Source organism: Micromonospora sp. NPDC023869 (assembly GCF_055559695.1).
Genome location: NZ_JBVHKD010000005.1, coordinates 260,306 through 278,596, shown reverse-complemented (window position 1 = coordinate 278,596; position 18,291 = coordinate 260,306). Strand labels below are relative to the sequence as shown.

The 18,291-nt window shown below is 71.4% G+C and carries 19 protein-coding genes; 9 read left to right on the top strand and 10 right to left on the bottom strand.

Annotated features, from left to right (window positions below):
• Together ACZ31C_RS17460 and pcaF are read right to left on the bottom strand one after the other, a co-directional pair.
• The gene (locus tag ACZ31C_RS17460; RefSeq protein WP_465796245.1) at positions 1 to 819 is read right to left on the bottom strand and encodes an SAM-dependent methyltransferase; all 819 of its coding nucleotides are present in this window, start codon (positions 817 to 819) and stop codon (positions 1 to 3) included.
• A 115-nt stretch (positions 820 to 934) separates the two neighbouring features.
• The gene (pcaF, locus tag ACZ31C_RS17455; protein ID WP_465796155.1) at positions 935 to 2,137 is read right to left on the bottom strand and encodes a 3-oxoadipyl-CoA thiolase; all 1,203 of its coding nucleotides are present in this window, start codon (positions 2,135 to 2,137) and stop codon (positions 935 to 937) included.
• Positions 2,138 to 2,242: 105 nt separating this feature from the next.
• On the opposite strand from pcaF, the gene ACZ31C_RS17450 reads away from it, so the two are divergent.
• The 3 genes from ACZ31C_RS17450 (at position 2,243) to ACZ31C_RS17440 (ending at position 5,093) form a co-directional block, all read left to right on the top strand.
• Entirely contained in the window at positions 2,243 to 3,208 is a 966-nt protein-coding gene (locus ACZ31C_RS17450) for a glutathione S-transferase family protein (RefSeq protein WP_465796154.1), read from the top strand.
• Entirely contained in the window at positions 3,201 to 3,953 is a 753-nt protein-coding gene (locus ACZ31C_RS17445; protein WP_465796153.1) for a DUF998 domain-containing protein, read from the top strand. Before ACZ31C_RS17450 ends, ACZ31C_RS17445 begins: the two co-directional genes overlap by 8 nt.
• Positions 3,954 to 4,025: 72 nt before the next feature.
• Positions 4,026 to 5,093, top strand: a complete 1,068-nt coding sequence (locus tag ACZ31C_RS17440) for an NADH:flavin oxidoreductase/NADH oxidase (protein WP_465796152.1) — start codon at positions 4,026 to 4,028, stop codon at positions 5,091 to 5,093.
• Between the two features lie 52 nt (positions 5,094 to 5,145).
• Here the strand turns inward: ACZ31C_RS17440 and ACZ31C_RS17435 are convergent, their stop codons facing one another.
• A complete protein-coding gene (locus tag ACZ31C_RS17435; RefSeq protein WP_465796151.1) occupies positions 5,146 to 8,817 on the bottom strand; it encodes an ATP-binding cassette domain-containing protein in 3,672 nt (1,223 codons plus the stop codon).
• A 124-nt stretch (positions 8,818 to 8,941) separates the two neighbouring features.
• Positions 8,942 to 9,781: a GNAT family N-acetyltransferase gene (locus tag ACZ31C_RS17430; RefSeq protein ID WP_465796150.1), complete on the bottom strand. Its 840-nt coding sequence runs from the start codon at positions 9,779 to 9,781 to the stop codon at positions 8,942 to 8,944.
• A gap of 185 nt (positions 9,782 to 9,966) precedes the next feature.
• On the opposite strand from ACZ31C_RS17430, the gene ACZ31C_RS17425 reads away from it, so the two are divergent.
• Positions 9,967 to 10,545, top strand: coding sequence for a PadR family transcriptional regulator (locus tag ACZ31C_RS17425; protein WP_396745363.1), 579 nt, complete (start codon positions 9,967 to 9,969; stop codon positions 10,543 to 10,545).
• Between the two features lie 319 nt (positions 10,546 to 10,864).
• Here the strand turns inward: ACZ31C_RS17425 and ispG are convergent, their stop codons facing one another.
• Genes ispG through dxr form a run of 3 tightly spaced genes read right to left on the bottom strand, consistent with a single transcriptional unit; the run spans position 10,865 to position 14,508 of the window.
• A complete protein-coding gene (gene ispG, locus ACZ31C_RS17420) occupies positions 10,865 to 12,037 on the bottom strand; it encodes a flavodoxin-dependent (E)-4-hydroxy-3-methylbut-2-enyl-diphosphate synthase (RefSeq protein WP_131052779.1) in 1,173 nt (390 codons plus the stop codon).
• Between the two features lie 9 nt (positions 12,038 to 12,046).
• Complete coding sequence (locus tag ACZ31C_RS17415) at positions 12,047 to 13,297, bottom strand: M50 family metallopeptidase (RefSeq protein ID WP_465796149.1); 1,251 nt, start codon at positions 13,295 to 13,297, stop codon at positions 12,047 to 12,049.
• Positions 13,297 to 14,508: a 1-deoxy-D-xylulose-5-phosphate reductoisomerase gene (gene dxr, locus ACZ31C_RS17410; RefSeq protein WP_465796148.1), complete on the bottom strand. Its 1,212-nt coding sequence runs from the start codon at positions 14,506 to 14,508 to the stop codon at positions 13,297 to 13,299. The genes ACZ31C_RS17415 and dxr overlap by 1 nt, the downstream gene beginning before the upstream one ends.
• 126 nt (positions 14,509 to 14,634) lie before the next feature.
• On the opposite strand from dxr, the gene ACZ31C_RS17405 reads away from it, so the two are divergent.
• Together ACZ31C_RS17405 and ACZ31C_RS17400 are read left to right on the top strand one after the other, a co-directional pair.
• Positions 14,635 to 15,003 carry a type II toxin-antitoxin system RelE/ParE family toxin gene (locus ACZ31C_RS17405; RefSeq protein ID WP_396745372.1) on the top strand — a complete coding sequence of 123 codons (369 nt, stop codon included), beginning with the start codon at positions 14,635 to 14,637 and terminating at the stop codon, positions 15,001 to 15,003.
• Positions 15,000 to 15,332 (top strand): helix-turn-helix domain-containing protein, encoded by a 333-nt coding sequence (locus tag ACZ31C_RS17400; RefSeq protein WP_396745375.1) that lies wholly within the window; start codon positions 15,000 to 15,002, stop codon positions 15,330 to 15,332. The genes ACZ31C_RS17405 and ACZ31C_RS17400 overlap by 4 nt, the downstream gene beginning before the upstream one ends.
• A 212-nt stretch (positions 15,333 to 15,544) precedes the next feature.
• On the opposite strand, the gene ACZ31C_RS17395 is transcribed toward ACZ31C_RS17400, so the two are convergent.
• Positions 15,545 to 15,727, bottom strand: a complete 183-nt coding sequence (locus ACZ31C_RS17395) for a DUF397 domain-containing protein (protein WP_396745473.1) — start codon at positions 15,725 to 15,727, stop codon at positions 15,545 to 15,547.
• A 4-nt stretch (positions 15,728 to 15,731) separates the two neighbouring features.
• Positions 15,732 to 16,613 carry a helix-turn-helix domain-containing protein gene (locus ACZ31C_RS17390; RefSeq protein ID WP_465796147.1) on the bottom strand — a complete coding sequence of 294 codons (882 nt, stop codon included), beginning with the start codon at positions 16,611 to 16,613 and terminating at the stop codon, positions 15,732 to 15,734.
• A 212-nt stretch (positions 16,614 to 16,825) separates the two neighbouring features.
• On the opposite strand from ACZ31C_RS17390, the gene ACZ31C_RS17385 reads away from it, so the two are divergent.
• From ACZ31C_RS17385 to ACZ31C_RS17375, 3 genes are read left to right on the top strand one after another with little or no spacing between them, the layout of a single operon-like run.
• Positions 16,826 to 17,080, top strand: coding sequence for a hypothetical protein (locus tag ACZ31C_RS17385; RefSeq protein WP_465796146.1), 255 nt, complete (start codon positions 16,826 to 16,828; stop codon positions 17,078 to 17,080).
• Positions 17,077 to 17,334, top strand: a complete 258-nt coding sequence (locus ACZ31C_RS17380) for a DivIVA domain-containing protein (RefSeq protein WP_465796145.1) — start codon at positions 17,077 to 17,079, stop codon at positions 17,332 to 17,334. The genes ACZ31C_RS17385 and ACZ31C_RS17380 overlap by 4 nt, the downstream gene beginning before the upstream one ends.
• Complete coding sequence (locus tag ACZ31C_RS17375) at positions 17,331 to 17,591, top strand: hypothetical protein (protein ID WP_465796144.1); 261 nt, start codon at positions 17,331 to 17,333, stop codon at positions 17,589 to 17,591. The genes ACZ31C_RS17380 and ACZ31C_RS17375 overlap by 4 nt, the downstream gene beginning before the upstream one ends.
• A gap of 316 nt (positions 17,592 to 17,907) precedes the next feature.
• Here the strand turns inward: ACZ31C_RS17375 and ACZ31C_RS17370 are convergent, their stop codons facing one another.
• Entirely contained in the window at positions 17,908 to 18,285 is a 378-nt protein-coding gene (locus ACZ31C_RS17370) for a hypothetical protein (protein WP_465796143.1), read from the bottom strand.
• Positions 18,286 to 18,291: the final 6 nt, after the last annotated feature.

The following is an 18,291-nucleotide window of genomic DNA, read 5'->3' as shown; positions in this document are numbered from 1 at the left end:
TCAGCCGGCGGACCGGTCGTTCCGGGCGACGCCGCCGAACGCACCGAACCGTTGCGGGTTCGCGGCCACGTCGGACGGCGCGTCGGGACGCCACAACTCCATGTGCACCACACCCGGTGCCAGCAGCGTCCAGTCGCCGAAGAAGCCGGTGATCTCGGCCCGCGAGCGCAGCGTGATCTCGGTGGCGGTCCGTGCCGACAGTCGTTGCGCGTCCAACATCTCTGGTGGCTGGTCCTCGAAGGTGGAGTGCGAGACGACCAGGTGGCTGCCGGGCGCGGCGGCGGCTCGCAGGGTGGCCAGGACGTCGGCGGGACGGTCGGTGTCCGGCACGAAGTGCACCACCCCGGCGAGCAGCACGCCCAGTGGGCGGTCGAAGTCGAGCAGCCGCAACGCCCGGGCGTCGGCCAGGAGCCGCGCCGGGTCGCGCAGGTCGCCGTGCAGCACACCGGTCAACTCGTCGTCGGCCAGCAGCTCCCGGCTGTGCGCCACCGCCACCGGGTCGATGTCGACGTAGACCACCCGGGCCTTCGGGTTCGCGGCCCGGGCCACCTCGTGCACGTTGCCGACGGTGGGGATGCCGGAGCCGATGTCGAGGAACTGGTCGATGCCGGCGTCGAGCAGCACGCGTACGGCCCGGCGCAGGAACTCCCGACCGGCCCGCATGGTCGCCGGCAGGTGGGGTGTGGTGGCGGCGATCTGCTCGGCCAGCCGACGGTCGATCTCGAAGTTGTGAGCGCCGCCCAGGAAGTAGTCGTACACCCGGGCCGCGCTGGGCCGCGAGAGGTCGATCTCGGAGGGGAGTCCGTCGGGGGTCTGCACTGGCACCTCAGCTCGTCGCGTGATGCTGACCACTCTAGGCCGGTCGGTCACGCCCGAGGGAGATCCACGAACACCTTTCCCGTACGCGTCGCGCCGCGCCTGCCGACGCCGCCGGTCAGGCGGCTTCCAGCAGCAGCGAGATGCCCTGCCCGACGCCGACGCACATGGTGGCCAGGGCCCGCCGACCACCCCGGCGGCGCAGTTCCAGCGCGGCGGTGAGCGCCAGCCGGGCGCCGCTGGCGCCCAGCGGGTGACCCAGCGCGATGGCCCCGCCGTTCGGGTTGACGTGTTCGGCGTCCTCCGGCAAACCCAGCTCACGCAGCACCGCGACGGCCTGCGCGGCGAACGCCTCGTTCAGCTCGATCACGTCGAGGTCGGCCAGCGCCAACCCGCGCCGGTCCAGCAGCCGCCGGGTCGCCGGGACCGGGCCGACGCCCATGGTCCGGGGCGGCACGCCGGCCGCCGCCGCACCGGAGACCCGGGCCAGCGGAGTCAGGCCGTACGCGGCGACCGCCGCCTCCGAGGCGACCAGCAGCGCCACCGCGCCGTCGTTGACGCCGGACGAGTTGCCCGCGGTCACCGTGCCGCCCTCGCGGAACGGGGTGGGCAGGGCGGCCAGCTTCTCCAGCGAGGTCTGCCGGGGGTGCTCGTCGACCTCGACCAGCCGCGTCTCGCGCCGCCCGACCGGCACGGTCACCGGCACGATCTCCTCGGCCAGCCGCCCGTCGGCCTGGGCCCTGGCGGCCCGCGCCTGCGACCGGTACGCGAACTCGTCCTGCGCGGAGCGATCCACGCCATACTCCTCGGCCACGTTCTCGGCGGTCTCCGGCATCGAGTCGACGCCCCAGCCCTGCCGCATCAGCGGGTTGACCAGTCGCCAGCCGATGGTGGTGTCGTGGACCTCGGCGGCCCGGGAGTAGGCGGTGGTCGCCTTCGGCATCACGAACGGGGCCCGGCTCATGCTCTCGACGCCGCCCGCGACCACCAGATCGGCCTCACCGGCGACGACCGCGCGGGCGGCGGTGGCCAGCGCGTCGAGGCCGGAGCCGCAGAGCCGGTTGATCGTGGTGCCGGACACCTGCTCGGGCAGCCCGCCGAGCAGGGCGGCCATCCGGGCCACGTTGCGGTTGTCCTCGCCGGCCTGGTTGGCGCAGCCCAGGATCACGTCGTCGGTACGCGCCCAGTCCACCGTCGGGTGGCGGGCCACCAGCTCACGGATCACGTGCGCGGCCAGATCGTCGGGGCGTACGCCGGCCAGGGCCCCGGCGTAGCGGCCGATCGGGGTACGCACACCGGCCACCAGGTAAGCCACGGTCATCGCGAGTCCTTCGGGGGTGGGAAGGGCGGGCACCGGCCGCCCTTCGGGTCCCGCCGGACGTCCGGCGGCCAGGATATCCCCGGCGTATCCCGATAGGTTGTCGGCATGGCCCGACCTCAGTTCCGCGCGGAGACCAGTGACGCGGGCGCGTTCGTCCGGCAGCCCAACCGGTTCACCGGGCGGGTCACCCCGCACTCCACCTCGCCGCCCGGCGGCGGGCCGGACGCGCAGGACCGTTGGCCGTTGGAGGCGGGCCGCTACCGGCTGATCTGGTGCCGCGCCTGCCCGTGGGCGCACCGGGCGTTGATCGTGCGGAACCTGCTCGGGCTCGGCGACGCCATCTCGCTGGGCACCGTCGACCCGATCCGGGACGACCGGGGCTGGCGGTTCACGCTCGACCAGGACGGCTTCGACCCGGTGCTGGGCATCGGTCACCTGTCCGAGGCGTACCTGTCGACCGACGCCGAATACTCCGGCCGGGTCACCGTGCCCGCGCTGGTGGACACGCTCACCGGCCGGGTGGTCACCAACGACTATCCGCAGCTCACCCTGGACCTGTCCACCGAGTGGCGACGGTTGCACGCACCGGACGCACCGGACCTGTACCCGGTGCCGTTGCGCCCCGAGATGGACACGCTGATGGCGGAGATCCACCGGGACGTCAACAACGGCGTCTACCGGTGCGGCTTCGCCACCTCCCAGGAGGCGTACGACGAGGCGTACCGGGCGCTGTTCGACCGGCTGGACGCGTTGTCGCAGCGGCTGACCGACCGGCGGTACCTGATGGGCGACACGATCACCGAGGCGGACGTACGCCTGTTCACCACGCTGGTCCGCTTCGACGTGGCCTACCACGGGCACTTCAAGTGCAACCGGCAGAAGCTGACCGAGATGCCGGTGCTGTGGGCGTACGCGCGGGACCTGTTCCAGACCCCGGGTCTCGGCGAGACCGTGGACTTCGACCACATCAAGCGGCACTACTACGCGACGCACCACCAGATCAACCCGACCGGGGTGGTGCCGCTCGGTCCGGACCTGCACGGCTGGACGACCCCGCACGGACGTGACTGAGCCGTCGACGGCGAACCGCCGGGCGTCGGGACGGGTCGGGGTCGCGGCGGCGGGTGCCGCGCTGGGCGTGGTCACCGGGACGGCCCTGGTGGTCCTCGCCGTGGTCGCCGGTCCGGGACCGGGCCTGACCGGATACGTCAGCGAGGCCGGTGTGGCCGAGAGCGGGTACGCGTGGACGTACCGGATCGGGGTGTTCTCCCTGGCCACGGCGCTGCTGCTGCTCGCGGTGTCGCTGCACGACGAGGACCGGCGACCCGATCCGGCGCGGGTGGCGCACCCGGGCGTGGCCGTGGTGCGGCGGCTCGCGGGACACCGGGTCGCGGCGGTGCTGCGGCAGGTGGCGACGCTGCCCGGCGCGGTGGCACTGCTCGTCGCGGGTGCGCTGTGCACGCTGCTGTCCGGGGCGGTGACCTGTAGCGCCGGCTGCCCGCTGCCGCCGTTCGAACCGGCCACCGTGGCGGACCTGGTGCACGGTGGGGCGAGCGTCGCCGCGACCGCAGCGGTGGTGTTCGCGATGATCGCCCTCGCCCTCGCCCCGCAGGCCGACCGGCGGCTGCGTCGGCCGGCCGTGATCGCGGCGGTGGTCGCGTTGCCGCTCGCCGGGGCCGTGGCCGCCGCCATGCTGTTCGTCGGACGGGGCTCGCTGGTCGGCGTGCTGGAGCGGCTGCTGCTGGCGGTCGCCGTGCTCTGGGGTCTGACCACCGCGCTCACCCTGGCCTCCGGCAGACGGCCCGACCGGAGCTGACCGGCGCGGGAGTGCCCGACCCCACAGCCCGCGCCCGGGTCGCGCGCCCGACGGCCGGGAGAGGATGGCGCGATGAGTTCGTTGTTCACGCCCCTTGCGCTGCGCACCGTGACCCTGCCGAACCGCATCGCGATGGCGCCGATGTGCCAGTACAGTGCCGGGCCCGACGGCCTGCCCACCGACTGGCACCTGGTGCACCTCGGCACTCGGGCCGTGGGCGGGGCCGGGCTGGTGATGACCGAGGCGACCGCCGTGGTGCCGGAGGGGCGGATCAGCCCGCAGGACACCGGGCTCTGGTCCGGTCGGCACGTCGACGCCTGGCGTCCGGTGACCCGCTTCCTGACCGCGCACGGCGCGGTGCCCGTCGTGCAGCTCGCGCACGCCGGGATCAAGGCGTCGACGTACCGGCCGTGGGCGCCGCAGCGCGGTGGCGTGCCCGACGCGGAGGGCGGCTGGACGCCGGTCGGGCCGACCGCCGAGCCCTTCGTGCCCGAGTATCGGGAGCCGACCGCGCTGGACCCGACCGGGATCGCCGGGGTCGTCGAGGCGTTCGCGACCGCCGCCGCCCGCGCGCTGGAGGCGGGCTTCGCCGCCGTCGAGGTGCACGCGGCGCACGGCTACCTGCTGCACGAGTTCCTCTCCCCGCTGACCAACCGGCGCACCGACGACTGGGGCGGGGACCGGGCCGGGCGGATGCGGCTGACCCTGGAGGTCGTCCGCGCGGTGCGGGCCGCCGTCGGTGCGGACGTGCCGGTGCTGGCCCGCATCTCGGCCACCGACTGGGTCGACGGCGGCTGGTCCGTCGACGACAGCGTGGTGCTCGCCACCGAGTTGGCCGCGGCCGGGGTGGACCTCGTCGACTGCTCCTCCGGCGGCGCCGCACCGAACGCCGCCATCCCGGTGGGCCCCGGCTACCAGGTGCCGGCCGCCGCCCGGATCCGCCGCGAGGCGCGGGTACCCACCGGCGCGGTCGGCCTGATCGTCGAGCCCGCGCAGGCCGAGGCGATCGTCACCGACGGCGCGGCCGACCTGGTGCTGCTCGGCCGGGAACTGCTGCGCGACCCGTACTGGCCGCGCCGGGCCGCCGCCGAACTGGGCGCCGACGCGGACTGGCCGCACCAGTACCGCCGGGCACTCTGACCCGGCCCCCGCCGTCCCCTCGGGCTGGTTGATCCGGCACGGCCGTGCCGGATCAACCGGCCAGGTGGCCCCAGCGCGACGCCAGTTCGCGCCACGGCCCCTGCGCCCGCACCGCACCGTCGACGAGCACCACCACGTGGTCGGCCCGCACCAGGGCGGCCCGTTTGGAGGTGGACCCGACCACGGTCACGCCGCGTTCACGCAACGCCTGCCAGAGCGCCAGCTCGGTGGTGACGTCCAGGGCGGACGACACGTCGTCGGCGACCAGCAGTTCGGTACGCGGCGCCAGCGCCCGGGCCAACGCCAGGCGCTGCAACTGCCCGCCGGAGAGCCGGGTGCCCTTGTGCCCGATGAGCAGCCCGAGGCCACTGCCGGTGGCGGCCAGGTCGTGGTCGAGCTGGGCGGTCGCCACCGCGTGCGCCGGATCTACCGGGTGCCCCAGGGTGATGTTGTCGGCCACGGTGCCGGAGAGCACCCGGGGCAACTGGCCGACGTAGCCGACCTGGTTCGGGCGCAGGAACAGCTCCGGCTCGGTCACCGGCTCCCCGTTCCAGGTCATCGACCCGGTGTGCGGGGCGATGCCAGCCAGGGCCCGCAGCAGCGAGGACTTGCCCGCCCCGACCGGGCCCACCACCAACACCAACTGTCCACGGTTCACGGTCAGGTCGACATCGCGTACGGCGACCGTGCCGTCGGTGTGGCGTACGCCGAAGCCGACCAGTTCCAGCCGCCGCAACGGGGTACGCGGAGTCACCGCCGGGGCGGGTGCCGTACCGGCCACCAGGTCCATCCCGGGCACCCGCGCCGAGTACGCCTCGATGCCGGTCATCTCCGCCGTCCGCCGTGTCCACACCCGCGCCGAGGGCACCTGGGAGATCAGCGAGGCGGTGGTCCAGGCGAACCAGCGCGCCGCGCCCAGCGTGGCGACCGAGACCAGGGCCGCCCCGGCGGAGATCGTGCCGGCCAGGAACAGCGCCCACACCGCGATCGGCAGCAGACCGCTGGCCATCGACGGGGTGGAGCGGGCCCAGACCTGCACGGCGATCTCCCGGCGCTGCCGGTCGCTGCGCACCGTGTCCAGGTCGGCGAGGTGGGTCAGCACCGGCCGGGTCGCCCCGGCGAGTTTCACCGTCCGGGCCGCCGACAGCGCCGAGACCAGTGCGGTGGCGAACGCCGCACGGGCGGTGACGGTCTCCCGTGCCGCGCGTTCCAGCCGGGGACCGAACGCCGTAGCGGCGAAGCCGGAGAGCACCATCGTGCCGAGGAAGAACAGCCCCGGCACCACGCTGCCGGTGATCAGGGTCATGCTGACCAGCAGGAGCACGCCGACGGTCTGGTCCAGCACGTGGTCGGCGAGCTGCACCACCCGCTCGGTGTCGCCGCCCTGCGCCACCACCTCGGCCGGGGTGTGCCGGCTGACCCGGCGCGGGCCGGTCTGGCCGTACACCAGGCGGGCGCTGATCCGCAGCATCTGCCGGACCCACCAGGCCGGGAACCACAGGTGCGTCCAGTAGTGCGTGGGAATGGCGAGGACCAGCCCGGCGGCGATGCCCAGCGCGGGCAGCCACGGGTCACCGGTGCCGTCGACCACGTCCGCCCAGAGCCAGGCCAGGATCGGGCCGTCCAGGCTCAGCACGGCCACCACGGCGAAGATGCCCACCGCGGCGGCGCCGTACCGGGGGTCGTTGAGGCAGAGCCGGAAGATCTCCCGCAGGGTCCGCGCCCGGGACGCGGGCTTCCGGTCGCCGGCCCGGTCCGTTCCCTCGGTGGCGGCCGGGGCGGGCTCGTCGGCGACGGTGGTGGTACGGGCCGCCTCGCGTCCACCGACCTCCCGGGCGGTGATCTCCCGCCCGTCGGTCGGCGCGACCGGTTCGGGCCCGACGACGGGCGCGGGATCCACCACGGTGGTCAGCCCGGGCGACCCGGTGAGGCGGTGGCCCTCCGTGACCGCACCGGTGACGCCGACCAGCGCCGGTTCGCCACGGAGGCGGTCGGCGCCCGGGTCGGCCAGCAGGTCGGCCGCGTCGGCGGTGTCGGCGTCCGGGTCGGCGAGCAGGTCGGCGTCACCGGCGGCGAGGAGTTCGGCGAAGCGACGCGACCGGGCCAGCGGGGCGGCCTCGACCACCGCGCCGTCGGCCAGCACCACCACCTCGTCGCACTGCCGCACCGAGGAGAGCCGGTGCGCGATGACGATGCCGATCCGGTCCCGCAGCAGCCGTTCGGTGGCCTGCTGCACCCGCGCCTCGGTGACCGGGTCGAGCCGGGCGGTGGCCTCGTCGAGGATCACCACGTGCGGGTCGCGGACCAGGATGCGGGCGAACGCGACGAGCTGCTCCTGCCCGGCGGAGAGCACGTGCCCGCCCTCGCCGAGCCGGGTGTCCAGCCCGGCGGGCAGTTCGGCGATCCACCCGGCCAGGCCCAGCTCGTGCAGGGCCCGCGCGGCGGCGTCGAGTAGCTCGGGGTCGAACAACGCGACGTTCTCGGCGAGCGTGCCGGCGAGGATCTCGGTGCGTTGCGGCACCACGGCGATCCACCGGCGCAGCAGGTCGACGTCCAGGTCGCGCACGTCGCGCCCGCCGAGCAGCACCGTTGCGGGTGGTACGTCCACCGCCCGGGTGAGCAGCTTGGCCAGCGTCGACTTGCCCGAGCCGGTCCGTCCCACCAGCGCGTACGAGCGCCCTCGGGCGAAGGTCAGGTCGACCTCGCGCAACGCCGGGCCACGGTCGGCGTCGGCGGCCGGGTAGTGGAAGGTCAGGTCGCGGATGACCAGGTCCCCGTCGACCGGGGCGGCACCGCCGACGGGTTCCTGTGCGGCGGCCTGGAGCAGTCGTACCCGGCCCCACGCGCCGAGGGCGTACTGCACCTCGGGGACCATCCGGCTGACGTGCTCGACGGTCATCCCCAGCGAGAGGGCGAGCAGCCAGATCGCGGTCAGTCGGGCGGAGTCGACCCGGCCGGTCGTCAGCGCCCACACCCCGCCGAGCACGACCAGCGCGACACCGACCCGGGTCACCCCGGCGGCCACGGTGTTGACCTGGGCGGACAACCGCCACACCCGCCAGCCGCGCCGCAGCACCTCGGCCGCCCGGGCGGCGTACAGCCGCAGCACGTACGGGCGGGCCAGGCTGGTGCGGACGTCGTCCTGGCCGTGGATGGACTCCTCCATCACCGCCGCCAGGTCCGACCAGGCCGCCTCCTCGTGCATCCGGGCCGGGGCGATCCGGCTCGCCGGCCGGCGCATGGTGACCGCGAGCAGGACGCAGAGCAGCAGCATGCCGATCCCGGCCGGCCACCAGACGGTGATCGCGACCAGCGTGGAGAGCAGACCCACCGCCAGCGACTGGGCCAGGCGCACCCCGGGACCGCGTACGCCGGAGGCGACGTCGTACACGTCGCCGTCGATCCGGTCGAGCATCTCGCCGACCGGCGTGGTCTCCAGGGCGGGAATCGGCTGGCCCATCGCCACCCGGCACAGCCGACGTCGCAGGTCGGCGGCCCAGTCGGCGGTCACCCCGGCCATCACCAGGCTGACCACCAGATCGCTGGCGACCACCAGGACCAGGGCCACCGCGAGCAGCACGAAGAACTCGACGGAGCGGTTCACCAGCACCGGACCGGCGAGCGCGGCGGTGCCCGCCTGGCCGATCCCGCCGAGCACGATCAGGACCACCACCAGGGTCATCCGGCGAGACGAGGTGACCCACAGATCACGGAGCAGGCGCATGGGTCGGTTCCTCCGGTTTCGTGGCGGAGGTTCCAGCCTGCGTCGCGCGCCCGCGCAGCTCAACGCATTTTTGCCGGAGGCAGATCACCTGGTGGCGGCGGCTGCCGGACGGCAGCGGGCCAGGTCAGAAGAGCACGGTGGCGAGGGTGCCGACGGGCCGGAATCCGCAGCGTTCGTAGACCCGCCGGGCGGGCAGGTTGAAATCGTTGACGTACAGGCTGACGCTCGGGGCGACCCGAGCCAGCGCGTCGCGGACCACCGCCGCCATCGCCGCCGTGGCGATCCCCCGGCCGCGCCACTCCGGCGCCACCCAGACCCCCTGGACCTGCGCGGTGCGCCGGGTGACGACCGCGAGTTCGGCCTTGAAGACCACCCGGCCGTCGACGAAGCGGGCGTACGCCCGGCCGGAGCGGATCATCTCGGTGACCCGACGGCGGTACCCGCGCCCACCGTCCTCGGCCAGCGGCGAGACGCCCACCTCCTCGGTGTACATCGCCACCGCGGCCGGGAAGAGCAGGTCGACCTCGCTGCCGCGGACCAGGCGTACCTGCGGATCGGCGCGGACCTCGGGCATCGCCTCGGTGGCCAGCAGCGGCTGGTTGGGGCGGACGTCGCGGGCCGGCCCCCAGGTGCCGGCGAGCTGGTCCCACAGTCCGAGGACCGCGTCGGCACGCCCGACGATCGAGGAGCAGAGCCGCTCCTCGCCTGCGAGCAGCTCGGCGAAGGCGGCCACGGCCTGCGACGAGGCGAGGACCGGGGTGAGGTTGCCGCCGAGCCAGCAGACCGATTCGAGATGGCGGCGGGAGCCGTAGCCGAGTACCCGGCCCTCGGCCCGCCACCACGCCAGTCCGCGCGCGGCGACCCGCTCCGCGACCTGCGCGCTCGCGTACGGGTCGGAGTCGAGCAACCGTTCGACCGCGCGACGTTCCGACTCCCCCAGTTGCCGCACCGGCGCCGTCAACACGCTTACAGCCTGCCAGATGTGTCCGGAGCGCGGTGGCGGACAGTGACCGGTGCTCGACGGCTGGACAACCCGCTACCGGACGACGTGTCGCAAAACTCCCCACCGCCCCTCGGGTGACTTGTCGCCGATGTGTTTCCGATATATCGTCGACGCATCAGCGACAGTTCTACGAAGGAGACAGTCTGATGAGGTTCCACCGACGGGCACACGCCCTGCACGAGGCCCGGATGCGCGGATTCGGCTTCCCGCCCTTCCCGCCCGGTCCGCCCTTCCCGCCCGGCGGGCACGGTCACGGCCGGGGCGGACGCGGACGGGGTCGGGGACGCCGCCCGAACGTCCGTGGCGCGGTGCTCGCGCTGCTCACCGAGCGGCCGATGCACGGCTACGAGATGATCCAGGAGATCGACTCCCGCACCGGGGGCGGCTGGCGGCCCAGCCCCGGCTCGATCTACCCCACGCTCCAACTCCTGGAGGACGAGGGAGTCATCGTCGCCACCGAGGAGTCCGGCGGCGGCCGCAAGCGGTTCACCCTCACCGAACAGGGTCGGCCCGAGGCCGAGACGGCGGCCCAGACGCCCCCCTGGGCGGAGGTCGCCGAGGATACGATCAACAGTTGGCACGACATCCGGGACGCCGGCGCGCAGGCCATGAACGCGCTACGCCAGGTCATGATGACCGGTACGGACGACCAGCGCGAGCGGGCCGCCCAGGTGCTCGACGAGACCCGCCGCAAGCTGTACGCCATCCTCGCCGAATCCGAGTGACCGCCGTCCGCCCCACGCGGATCCACCGCCCCGTCGGCCGACGTGAGGCAGTCAGCGAGTGGTCGGCCTCGTGTCGCAGGGATCCTTCCCAAGATCACGCTCGATCCTGGATCGAGTGGCTTCAGCGGCGCGACGAGACACCTCGATCCCGGATCGAGCATGATCTCGCCGTGGTGCCCGGGACGGGCGGCGACACGCGACAGGGCAGTCCCTGGGCGGTGGTAGGGCACTCGCCGGACAGCACGAGGGGCGGCCACTCAGGTGGCCGCCCCTCGGTGTCGTCGATGGATCAGTGCACGCTGACGGTGGAGTTGATGGGTCAGTGGACGCTGACGGTGGCGCCGGGCAGCAGGCCGCGCAGTTCCTCGGGCAGCTCGGCACCCATCTCGTCGGCCAGCCGCAGGGCCTCCTCGATCAGGGTCTCCACGATCTGCCCCTCGGGCACGGTCTTGATGACCTGACCCTTGACGAAGATCTGACCCTTGCCGTTGCCGGAGGCGACACCCAGGTCGGCCTCACGGGCCTCACCGGGGCCGTTCACCACGCACCCCATCACGGCGACCCGCAGCGGCACCGGCAGGCCCTCCAGCCCGGCGGTGACCTCCTCGGCCAGCTTGTAGACGTCCACCTGGGCCCGGCCGCAGGACGGGCAGGAGACGATCTCCAGGCCGCGCTCACGCAGCCCCAGCGACTCCAGGATCTGCGCGCCGACCTTGATCTCCTCGACCGGCGGCGCGGAGAGCGACACCCGGATGGTGTCGCCGATCCCCTCGGCCAACAGCGCCCCGAAGGCGACCGCCGACTTGATGGTGCCCTGGAACGCCGGACCGGCCTCGGTCACGCCCAGGTGCAGCGGGTAGTCGCACTGCTCGGCGAGCTGCCGGTAGGCCCGGATCATCACCACCGGGTCGTTGTGCTTGACCGAGATCTTGATGTCCCGGAAGCCGTGCTCCTCGAACAGCGAGCACTCCCAGAGCGCCGACTCGACGAGCGCCTCCGCGGTGGCCTTGCCGTACTTGGTCAGCAGACGCTTGTCCAACGAGCCGGCGTTAACGCCGATCCGGATGGGCGTACCGGCAGCGGAGGCCGCCTTGGCGATCTCGGCGACCTTGTCGTCGAACTGCCGGATGTTGCCCGGGTTCACCCGCACCGCCGCGCACCCGGCGTCGATCGCGGCGAAGACGTACTTCGGCTGGAAGTGGATGTCGGCGATCACCGGGATCTGCGACTTGCGGGCGATCGCCGGCAACGCCTCCACGTCGTCCTGGCTGGGCACCGCCACCCGGACGATCTGGCAGCCGGAGGCGGTCAGCTCGGCGATCTGCTGGAGGGTCGCGTTGACGTCGGAGGTGAGCGTGGTGGTCATCGACTGCACGGAGACCGGTGCCCCACCACCGACCGGCACCGAGCCGACCATGATCTGACGGCTCGCCCGTCGGGGCGCGAGCGGTGGCGGCGGCACGGCGGGCATACCGAGACTGACAGCGGTCACTTCAAGCACTCACCTTGAGAAGATCGAGATCGGGTTGACGACGTCCGCGGTGATCGTGAGCAGCGTGAACGCGCCACCGATCAGGATCACCGCGTACGTGACGGGCATCAGTTTGAAGTAGTCGACGCGGCCCGGGTCGGGCTTGCGCAGCAGCGCGTACACCCAGGAACGGACGCGTTCAAACCAGGCGATGGCGATGTGCCCACCGTCCAGTGGTAGCAGCGGCAACAGGTTGAACACCCCGATGAAGAAGTTCAACGAGATGAACAGCATGATGAACAGTTCCCAGGCGTCGTTGGCCACCGCCTCGCCACCGAGGATGCTGGCGCCGACCACGCTGATCGGGGTGTCCATGTCCCGCTCGCCGCCGGTGATGGCGGTCCACAGGGCGGGGATCTTCTCCGGGAGCCGCTGCAACGCCTGCGCGGTGGCGACGGCCATGTCACCGATGAAGGTGCTGGTCGCACCGATCGCGTCGATCGGGCCGTGGGAGACCAGGCCGGGAGTCGAGACGACCAGGCCCACGCCGAGCGCGGAGACCTCGGTGACCGGCCCGTTCGGGTCGTCGATCGGCGGGCGCTTGGTGGTGGCCAGGGTGGTCTCGGCGGTGCCGGGCTGACCGTCGCGGACGTACCCGAGGGTGGCGGTGCTGCCCGGCGTGGTGGTGCGCAGGGTGGTCAGCAGGTCGCCGTAGCTGTTGATCGGGGTGCCGTTGATCGAGGTGATCCGGTCACCGTTCTGCAACCCGCCCGCACCGGCCGGGCTCGGCGCGTCACCGGCCTCGCAGACCCGATAGGTGGTGTCCGGCAGGACGCACTCCTGAATCGCGATCACCGCCGGCTCGGCGCGGATCTGCTCCTCGGTGCTCGGGAAGTTGGGGTTGGGCAGGCCGAACGTCATCGCCGCCAGCCAGGCCGCGAAGATCGCCAACCCGAAGTGGGTGATCGAGCCGGCGGACATCACGATCGTGCGCTTCCACACCGGGTAGCGCCACATCACGCGCTTCTCGTCACCGGGCTCGACGTCGTCGTCCTGCGGCGTCATGCCGACGATCTTGCAGAAGCCGCCGAGCGGGATGCCCTTGAGGCCGTACTCGGTCTCGCCCCTCTTGAAGGAAAAGATGGTGGGGCCGAAACCGACGAAGTAGCGGGTGACCTTCATCCCGAAGGCCTTGGCGGTGATCATGTGGCCCGCCTCGTGCAGGCTCACCGAGATGAGGATGCCGAGGGCGAACAGCACCACCCCGAACGCGAACGACATCAAGCTCCTTCCACCGCAGCAGCGATGATCTCCTGCGCGTGCCCGCGCGCCCACGACTCGGCTTCGAGTACGTCCTCGACGGTACCCGGTTCGTCGAAATCGGGAGCGTCCTCCAACACCCGCTGTAGCGTGTCCACGATGCCGAGGAACGGCAGTCGCCCGGCGACGAACGCCGCGACGCATTCCTCGTTGGCCGCGTTGTAGATCGCCGGCCGGCAGCGCCCCGTCTCGCCGGCCGCCTTGGCCAGCGCCACCGCCGGGAACGCCTCGTCGTCGAGCGGCGTGAACTCCCAGGTGTGCGCCGTGGTCCAGTCGACGGCTGCGGCGGCGTCGGCCACCCGATCCGGCCAGCCCAGACCCAGCGCGATCGGCAACCGCATGTCCGGCGGACTGGCCTGGGCCAACGTCGAGCCGTCCACGAACTCGACCATCGAGTGGATCACCGACTGCGGGTGCACCATCACGGTGATGTCGGCGTACGGCACGTCGAACAACTCGTGCGCCTCGATCACCTCCAGCGCCTTGTTGACCATGGTCGCCGAGTTGATCGTGACCACCGGCCCCATGTTCCAGGTCGGGTGCGCCAGCGCCTGCTCCGGCGTCACCGCCGTCAACTCGTCGCGTCGCTTCCCCCGGAACGGCCCGCCACTGGCCGTCACCACCAGCCGCCGCACCTCACCCCGACTGCCGCCGCGCAGACACTGCGCCAGCGCCGAGTGCTCCGAGTCCACCGGGACGATCTGCTCCGGCCGCGTCACCGCCGCCTTGACCAACGAGCCACCGGCGACCAGGGACTCCTTGTTCGCCAGCGCGAGCGTACGCCCGGCGCGCAGCGCGGCCAGCGTCGGCGCGAGCCCCAGCGACCCCACCACCCCGTTGAGCACCACGTCGCACGGCCACTGCGCCAACTCGCTCATCGCGTCCGGCCCGGCCACGATCTTGGGCAGCTTGAAGTCACCGCTGGTCCAGCCCCGTCGACTCGCCTCGGCATAGAACGCGAGCTGGAGATCCTGCGCGGCAGACGCCTTCGCCACCCCGACCGCCTCGACACCGAGTTCGAGCGCCTGGGCGGCGAGCAGCGCGACGTTGCCACCACCGGCACCGAGCGCCACCACCCGGAAGCGGTCAGGATTTCGCCGCACGATGTCGATGGCCTGGGTACCGATCGACCCGGTACAACCCAACAGCACAAGATCGCGGGGGGAGGTCACGCGCCCATTCTTCCCCACGCGGACCGGGTGCACGGAAGGGCACCTTCCCTACCCCTGAGGCAGCGGAAGCGGCGCGCGTTGACAACCCGCACCACGCCGGAAATAAGCAGGGCTTATAGTTGCAGCGTGTGGGAAGTGAGGTTGCACTCCGAGGTCGAGGCATGGTTCCTGGACCTCTGCCGCACCGACCCCACCACCGCTGACCTCGTCTCCGAGGCAATCGATCTGCTCGTCGAGCACGGCCCGGCGCTGGGCCGCCCGCTTGTGGATCGTTTGAAGGGCAGCAGGTTCCACCACATGAAAGAGCTGCGGCCAGGATCGACGGGAACCACCGAGGTCCGCGTGATCTTCGCGTTCGACCCGATTCGGGAGGCAGTGTTTCTCGTCGCCGGCGACAAGTCCGGGCAGTGGCGGAGCTGGTATCAGAGCGCCATCCCGATCGCCGACGCCCGCTTCGAGGAGCATCTGACAAGGCTGAAGGAAGAGCAACGATGAGCGAGGCGACGAACTGGCGTGACGTGAAGGCCAAGGCCCGGGCGGCCGATCCCGAGTGGGACACCGAGGAACGGGTCGCCCAGCGCACCCGGATGCGGGAGCAGATGCTCGCCTCGGTCAGCGGCGCTCAGCTGGCCGAGATCCGTAAGCAGCTCGGCATGACCCAGACGCAGCTCGCCGAGGCGGCGGGACTATCTCAGGCACGCATCAGTCAGATCGAGAACGGCACTGTGACCAACCTGGAGACGCTACGCGCCTACGTCGCAGGACTTGGCGGACACCTCGACGTCGTCGCGCGCATCGGCAACATCCACCTCAACGTCGCCTGAGCAGCGCCTCCAGCTCCACTTGCCCCGTCTGCTGAAGGTCACGACTGCCCCAGCTTCGCGGCACCGCATGGAAGCCACGCCCGCCACTCCAGCCGACGGCGGGGAGGCTTCACCCGCCCATCACCGTGTTGGCAGTGGATAGATCGGGCGTCAGGTGTGTGGTTCCGGTGCGGGCCCGTGGGGGGCCGGCACCGGAACCGTTCACGTCGGGCTCAGGCGTGGGTGTCGAAGCGGCCCGCGCGGGTGGCGGCGACGAACCGGGTCCAGCTCGTCGCGTCGAAGGCCAGCTCCGCGCCCTGCCGGTCCTTGCTGTCGCGTACGCCGACCGCGTCAGCGAACCCCGCCACCTCGACGCATTCGCCGTTCCCGCCGGACCGGGACGACGTGCGCCACACTCCGTCACGTCTCATGGTTCATCTCCTTCGCAATCGCCGTGATCAGCTCACGGGAGTCGTCGACGTCGAGTGTCCGCTCGCCGAGCGAACGCCAGGCGTCCTCGTAGGTCTGAATTTCGTGCGTCTTGTCGAGGTAGACCGCCCCGCACGGACCGTCCATGTAGACGGTGGTCGGCTCCGGCTCCCGCACGTCGGTGGGAAAGTCGAGCACAGTGAAGGTGCCGGTCTCAGCCCAGCGGAACAGCCCGGCGCGCAGGGACAACACCCGGATGGTGATGTTGTGCTGCCCACCGGCCACCACCAGGGCGTCGAGCTGCCGGGCCATCGCGGCCGGGTCGCGCAGCGGCCGACGGAGCACCGCCTCGTTGAGAATCACGTCGTAGTACGGGGCTCGCGGCACCGCCCGCGCCAGCAGCCGCTGCCGATGCAGCCGCACATCGGCCTTGGCCTGCCGTTCCGCCTCGCTCAGATCAGGGTGGTCAACGGCGATCACCTCGCGCATGTACTCGACGGTCTGCAACAGGCCGGGCACCAGATTGGACTCGTACTTCCGGATCCTGGTCGCGGCGGCCTCCAGGCCGACGTACACCTTGAACCAGTCCTTGATCGCCTCCCCGTAGCTGTGCCACCAACCGTGCGCCTTGGTCTCCCTGGCCAGGGCCCGCATGGTCTGGATGGTCTCCGGCGTCGCGCCGTACAGCCGGCACATGGCCTCCACGTCGTTCGGGTGCATCGGGACCTGACCGGTCTCGTACCGCCAGACGCGCGGCGCCGACCACTCCAGTTCCTTGGCCGCCGCGACCGCCGTCACGTGCGCGCTTTCCCGAAGCTCTCTCAAATACCTACCGAGTTGCCTACGCGGGACGGTGCTTCCCGGGTCGTCCACGTCATCTCCCTCGCTGTTGTCGCGTAAGGCACCTCATCCCTTGGGCCGCATTCTCCCGCAGATGATTGCGCGCAGCCAATAGCGAAATGACGATCGTAGATAACCGGTCGAACCCCCTTTCGCCGGTCACGACCGGGGCGGACGCCTTCCCCAAAACCTCATCCCGGCGTCCGCCCCGGCACGTCACCAATCAGCAGAGGGAGGACCGGCCCGTGGATTCGATCGACGAAAGCCCCGGCGAGATCCCGCTCCCGCCGTACGTCACCGCCGAGGACGTCACCTTCGCGCTCCGAGCCGTCCGGGTGCACGCCGCCGAGCAACAACCCGACGGGCCGCGCTGCCGCAACGACCAGGCAGCACATCCGTGCCGGCTACACCGCTGGGGCCGCCGGGTGCTCGCCGAACGCGGCCTCACCGACCACGACATCCAGACGATGCTCGCCGAGCAGGAGACGTCACGACCATGATTCACAAAACCGGAGAGCGACCGCTCCCCCAACAGGTCCGCGCGGCCACCTTCGACACCCGTCGACGCGGCCTCGACCCCGCCCAGGTGTACGCCTACCTCGATCGACTCGCCGACGAGATGGAACGCCTACGCCGCGAACTCACCACCGCCACCACCGAAGCCGAGCGCATCCGCCAGGCACTACGCCAATGGCAGTCCCGACAGAGCGTCGGCCGCCACGCGGACACCACTCACCATCGGGAGGCACGATGAGCGCGCCATTCTGGATCATCCACCTGCCCACCAGGCTGACCACCCTGGACGATGCCACCGCCCTCGCCGTGGCCCTGCGCGACTCCCTCGGTCACCTCACGACCATCGACTTCGGCGAGACGACACTCAGCGAAGAAGACCGCCAGTTCCTCCGCCACCGAGTCTGGTGCGACACCCCACTCGACAGTGTCCGCTGCCGCCGTCCCAAGGAACACGACGGCCAATGTGCGGGTTTCCACGACACTGCCAACCTGTAGCGGTCATTGCGGCAACGCCAAAGCAGCGCGCTGAACAGAGTCAGGACCGCCCACCGCACGCCACCTGCGCATGGTTGACTGATCTCACCGACGAGGCCGCAACAGCACTTCTACGGCAATTCGGCACACCAGCACCTACGCCCCGTACTCATCTCGCAACTCACGCAGACCACTCTGCGCAACCTTTCACCGGAAGGCACAACCATTCAAAAAGAAGCCCACCCCTCAACTCAAACGCAGCCCGGCTCGGTCGCCGCACACGGCCATCTCCAGCACTTCAACGACTCCCGGAGTGCCGCGCAGCACAAATCATCCTTTAGAAGGACCGTTCCGCCACCGCAATAACGTCCTCCTTTGTGGCATCCAACGGAACCAAGCCATCAAAACTGTATGCTTCATCACAGAATATGACTTGCTCTTCGGCTGGAACTATCCGTCGGTACCAGACAACGAAGTCGGCAACAACGTCGATCGGGCCCTCTAGATAGATTCCCTGCCCGTCAGCGTGGGCGTACCCCTCCAACTCACCGCGCCCTGTGCGATAGAGCCATTCCACGTCACGCACTTCAGATCCCGCAGAACCAGGGACAGCCAGCTTCACCTGAGCTTGCGGCCAGTCGTCAGCAAGCGCGCGCGCTAAGGCATCCCGCTCTAGCCGCCACTTATCACTCTCGAAGACGGCAAGGTACGTCACCAATTA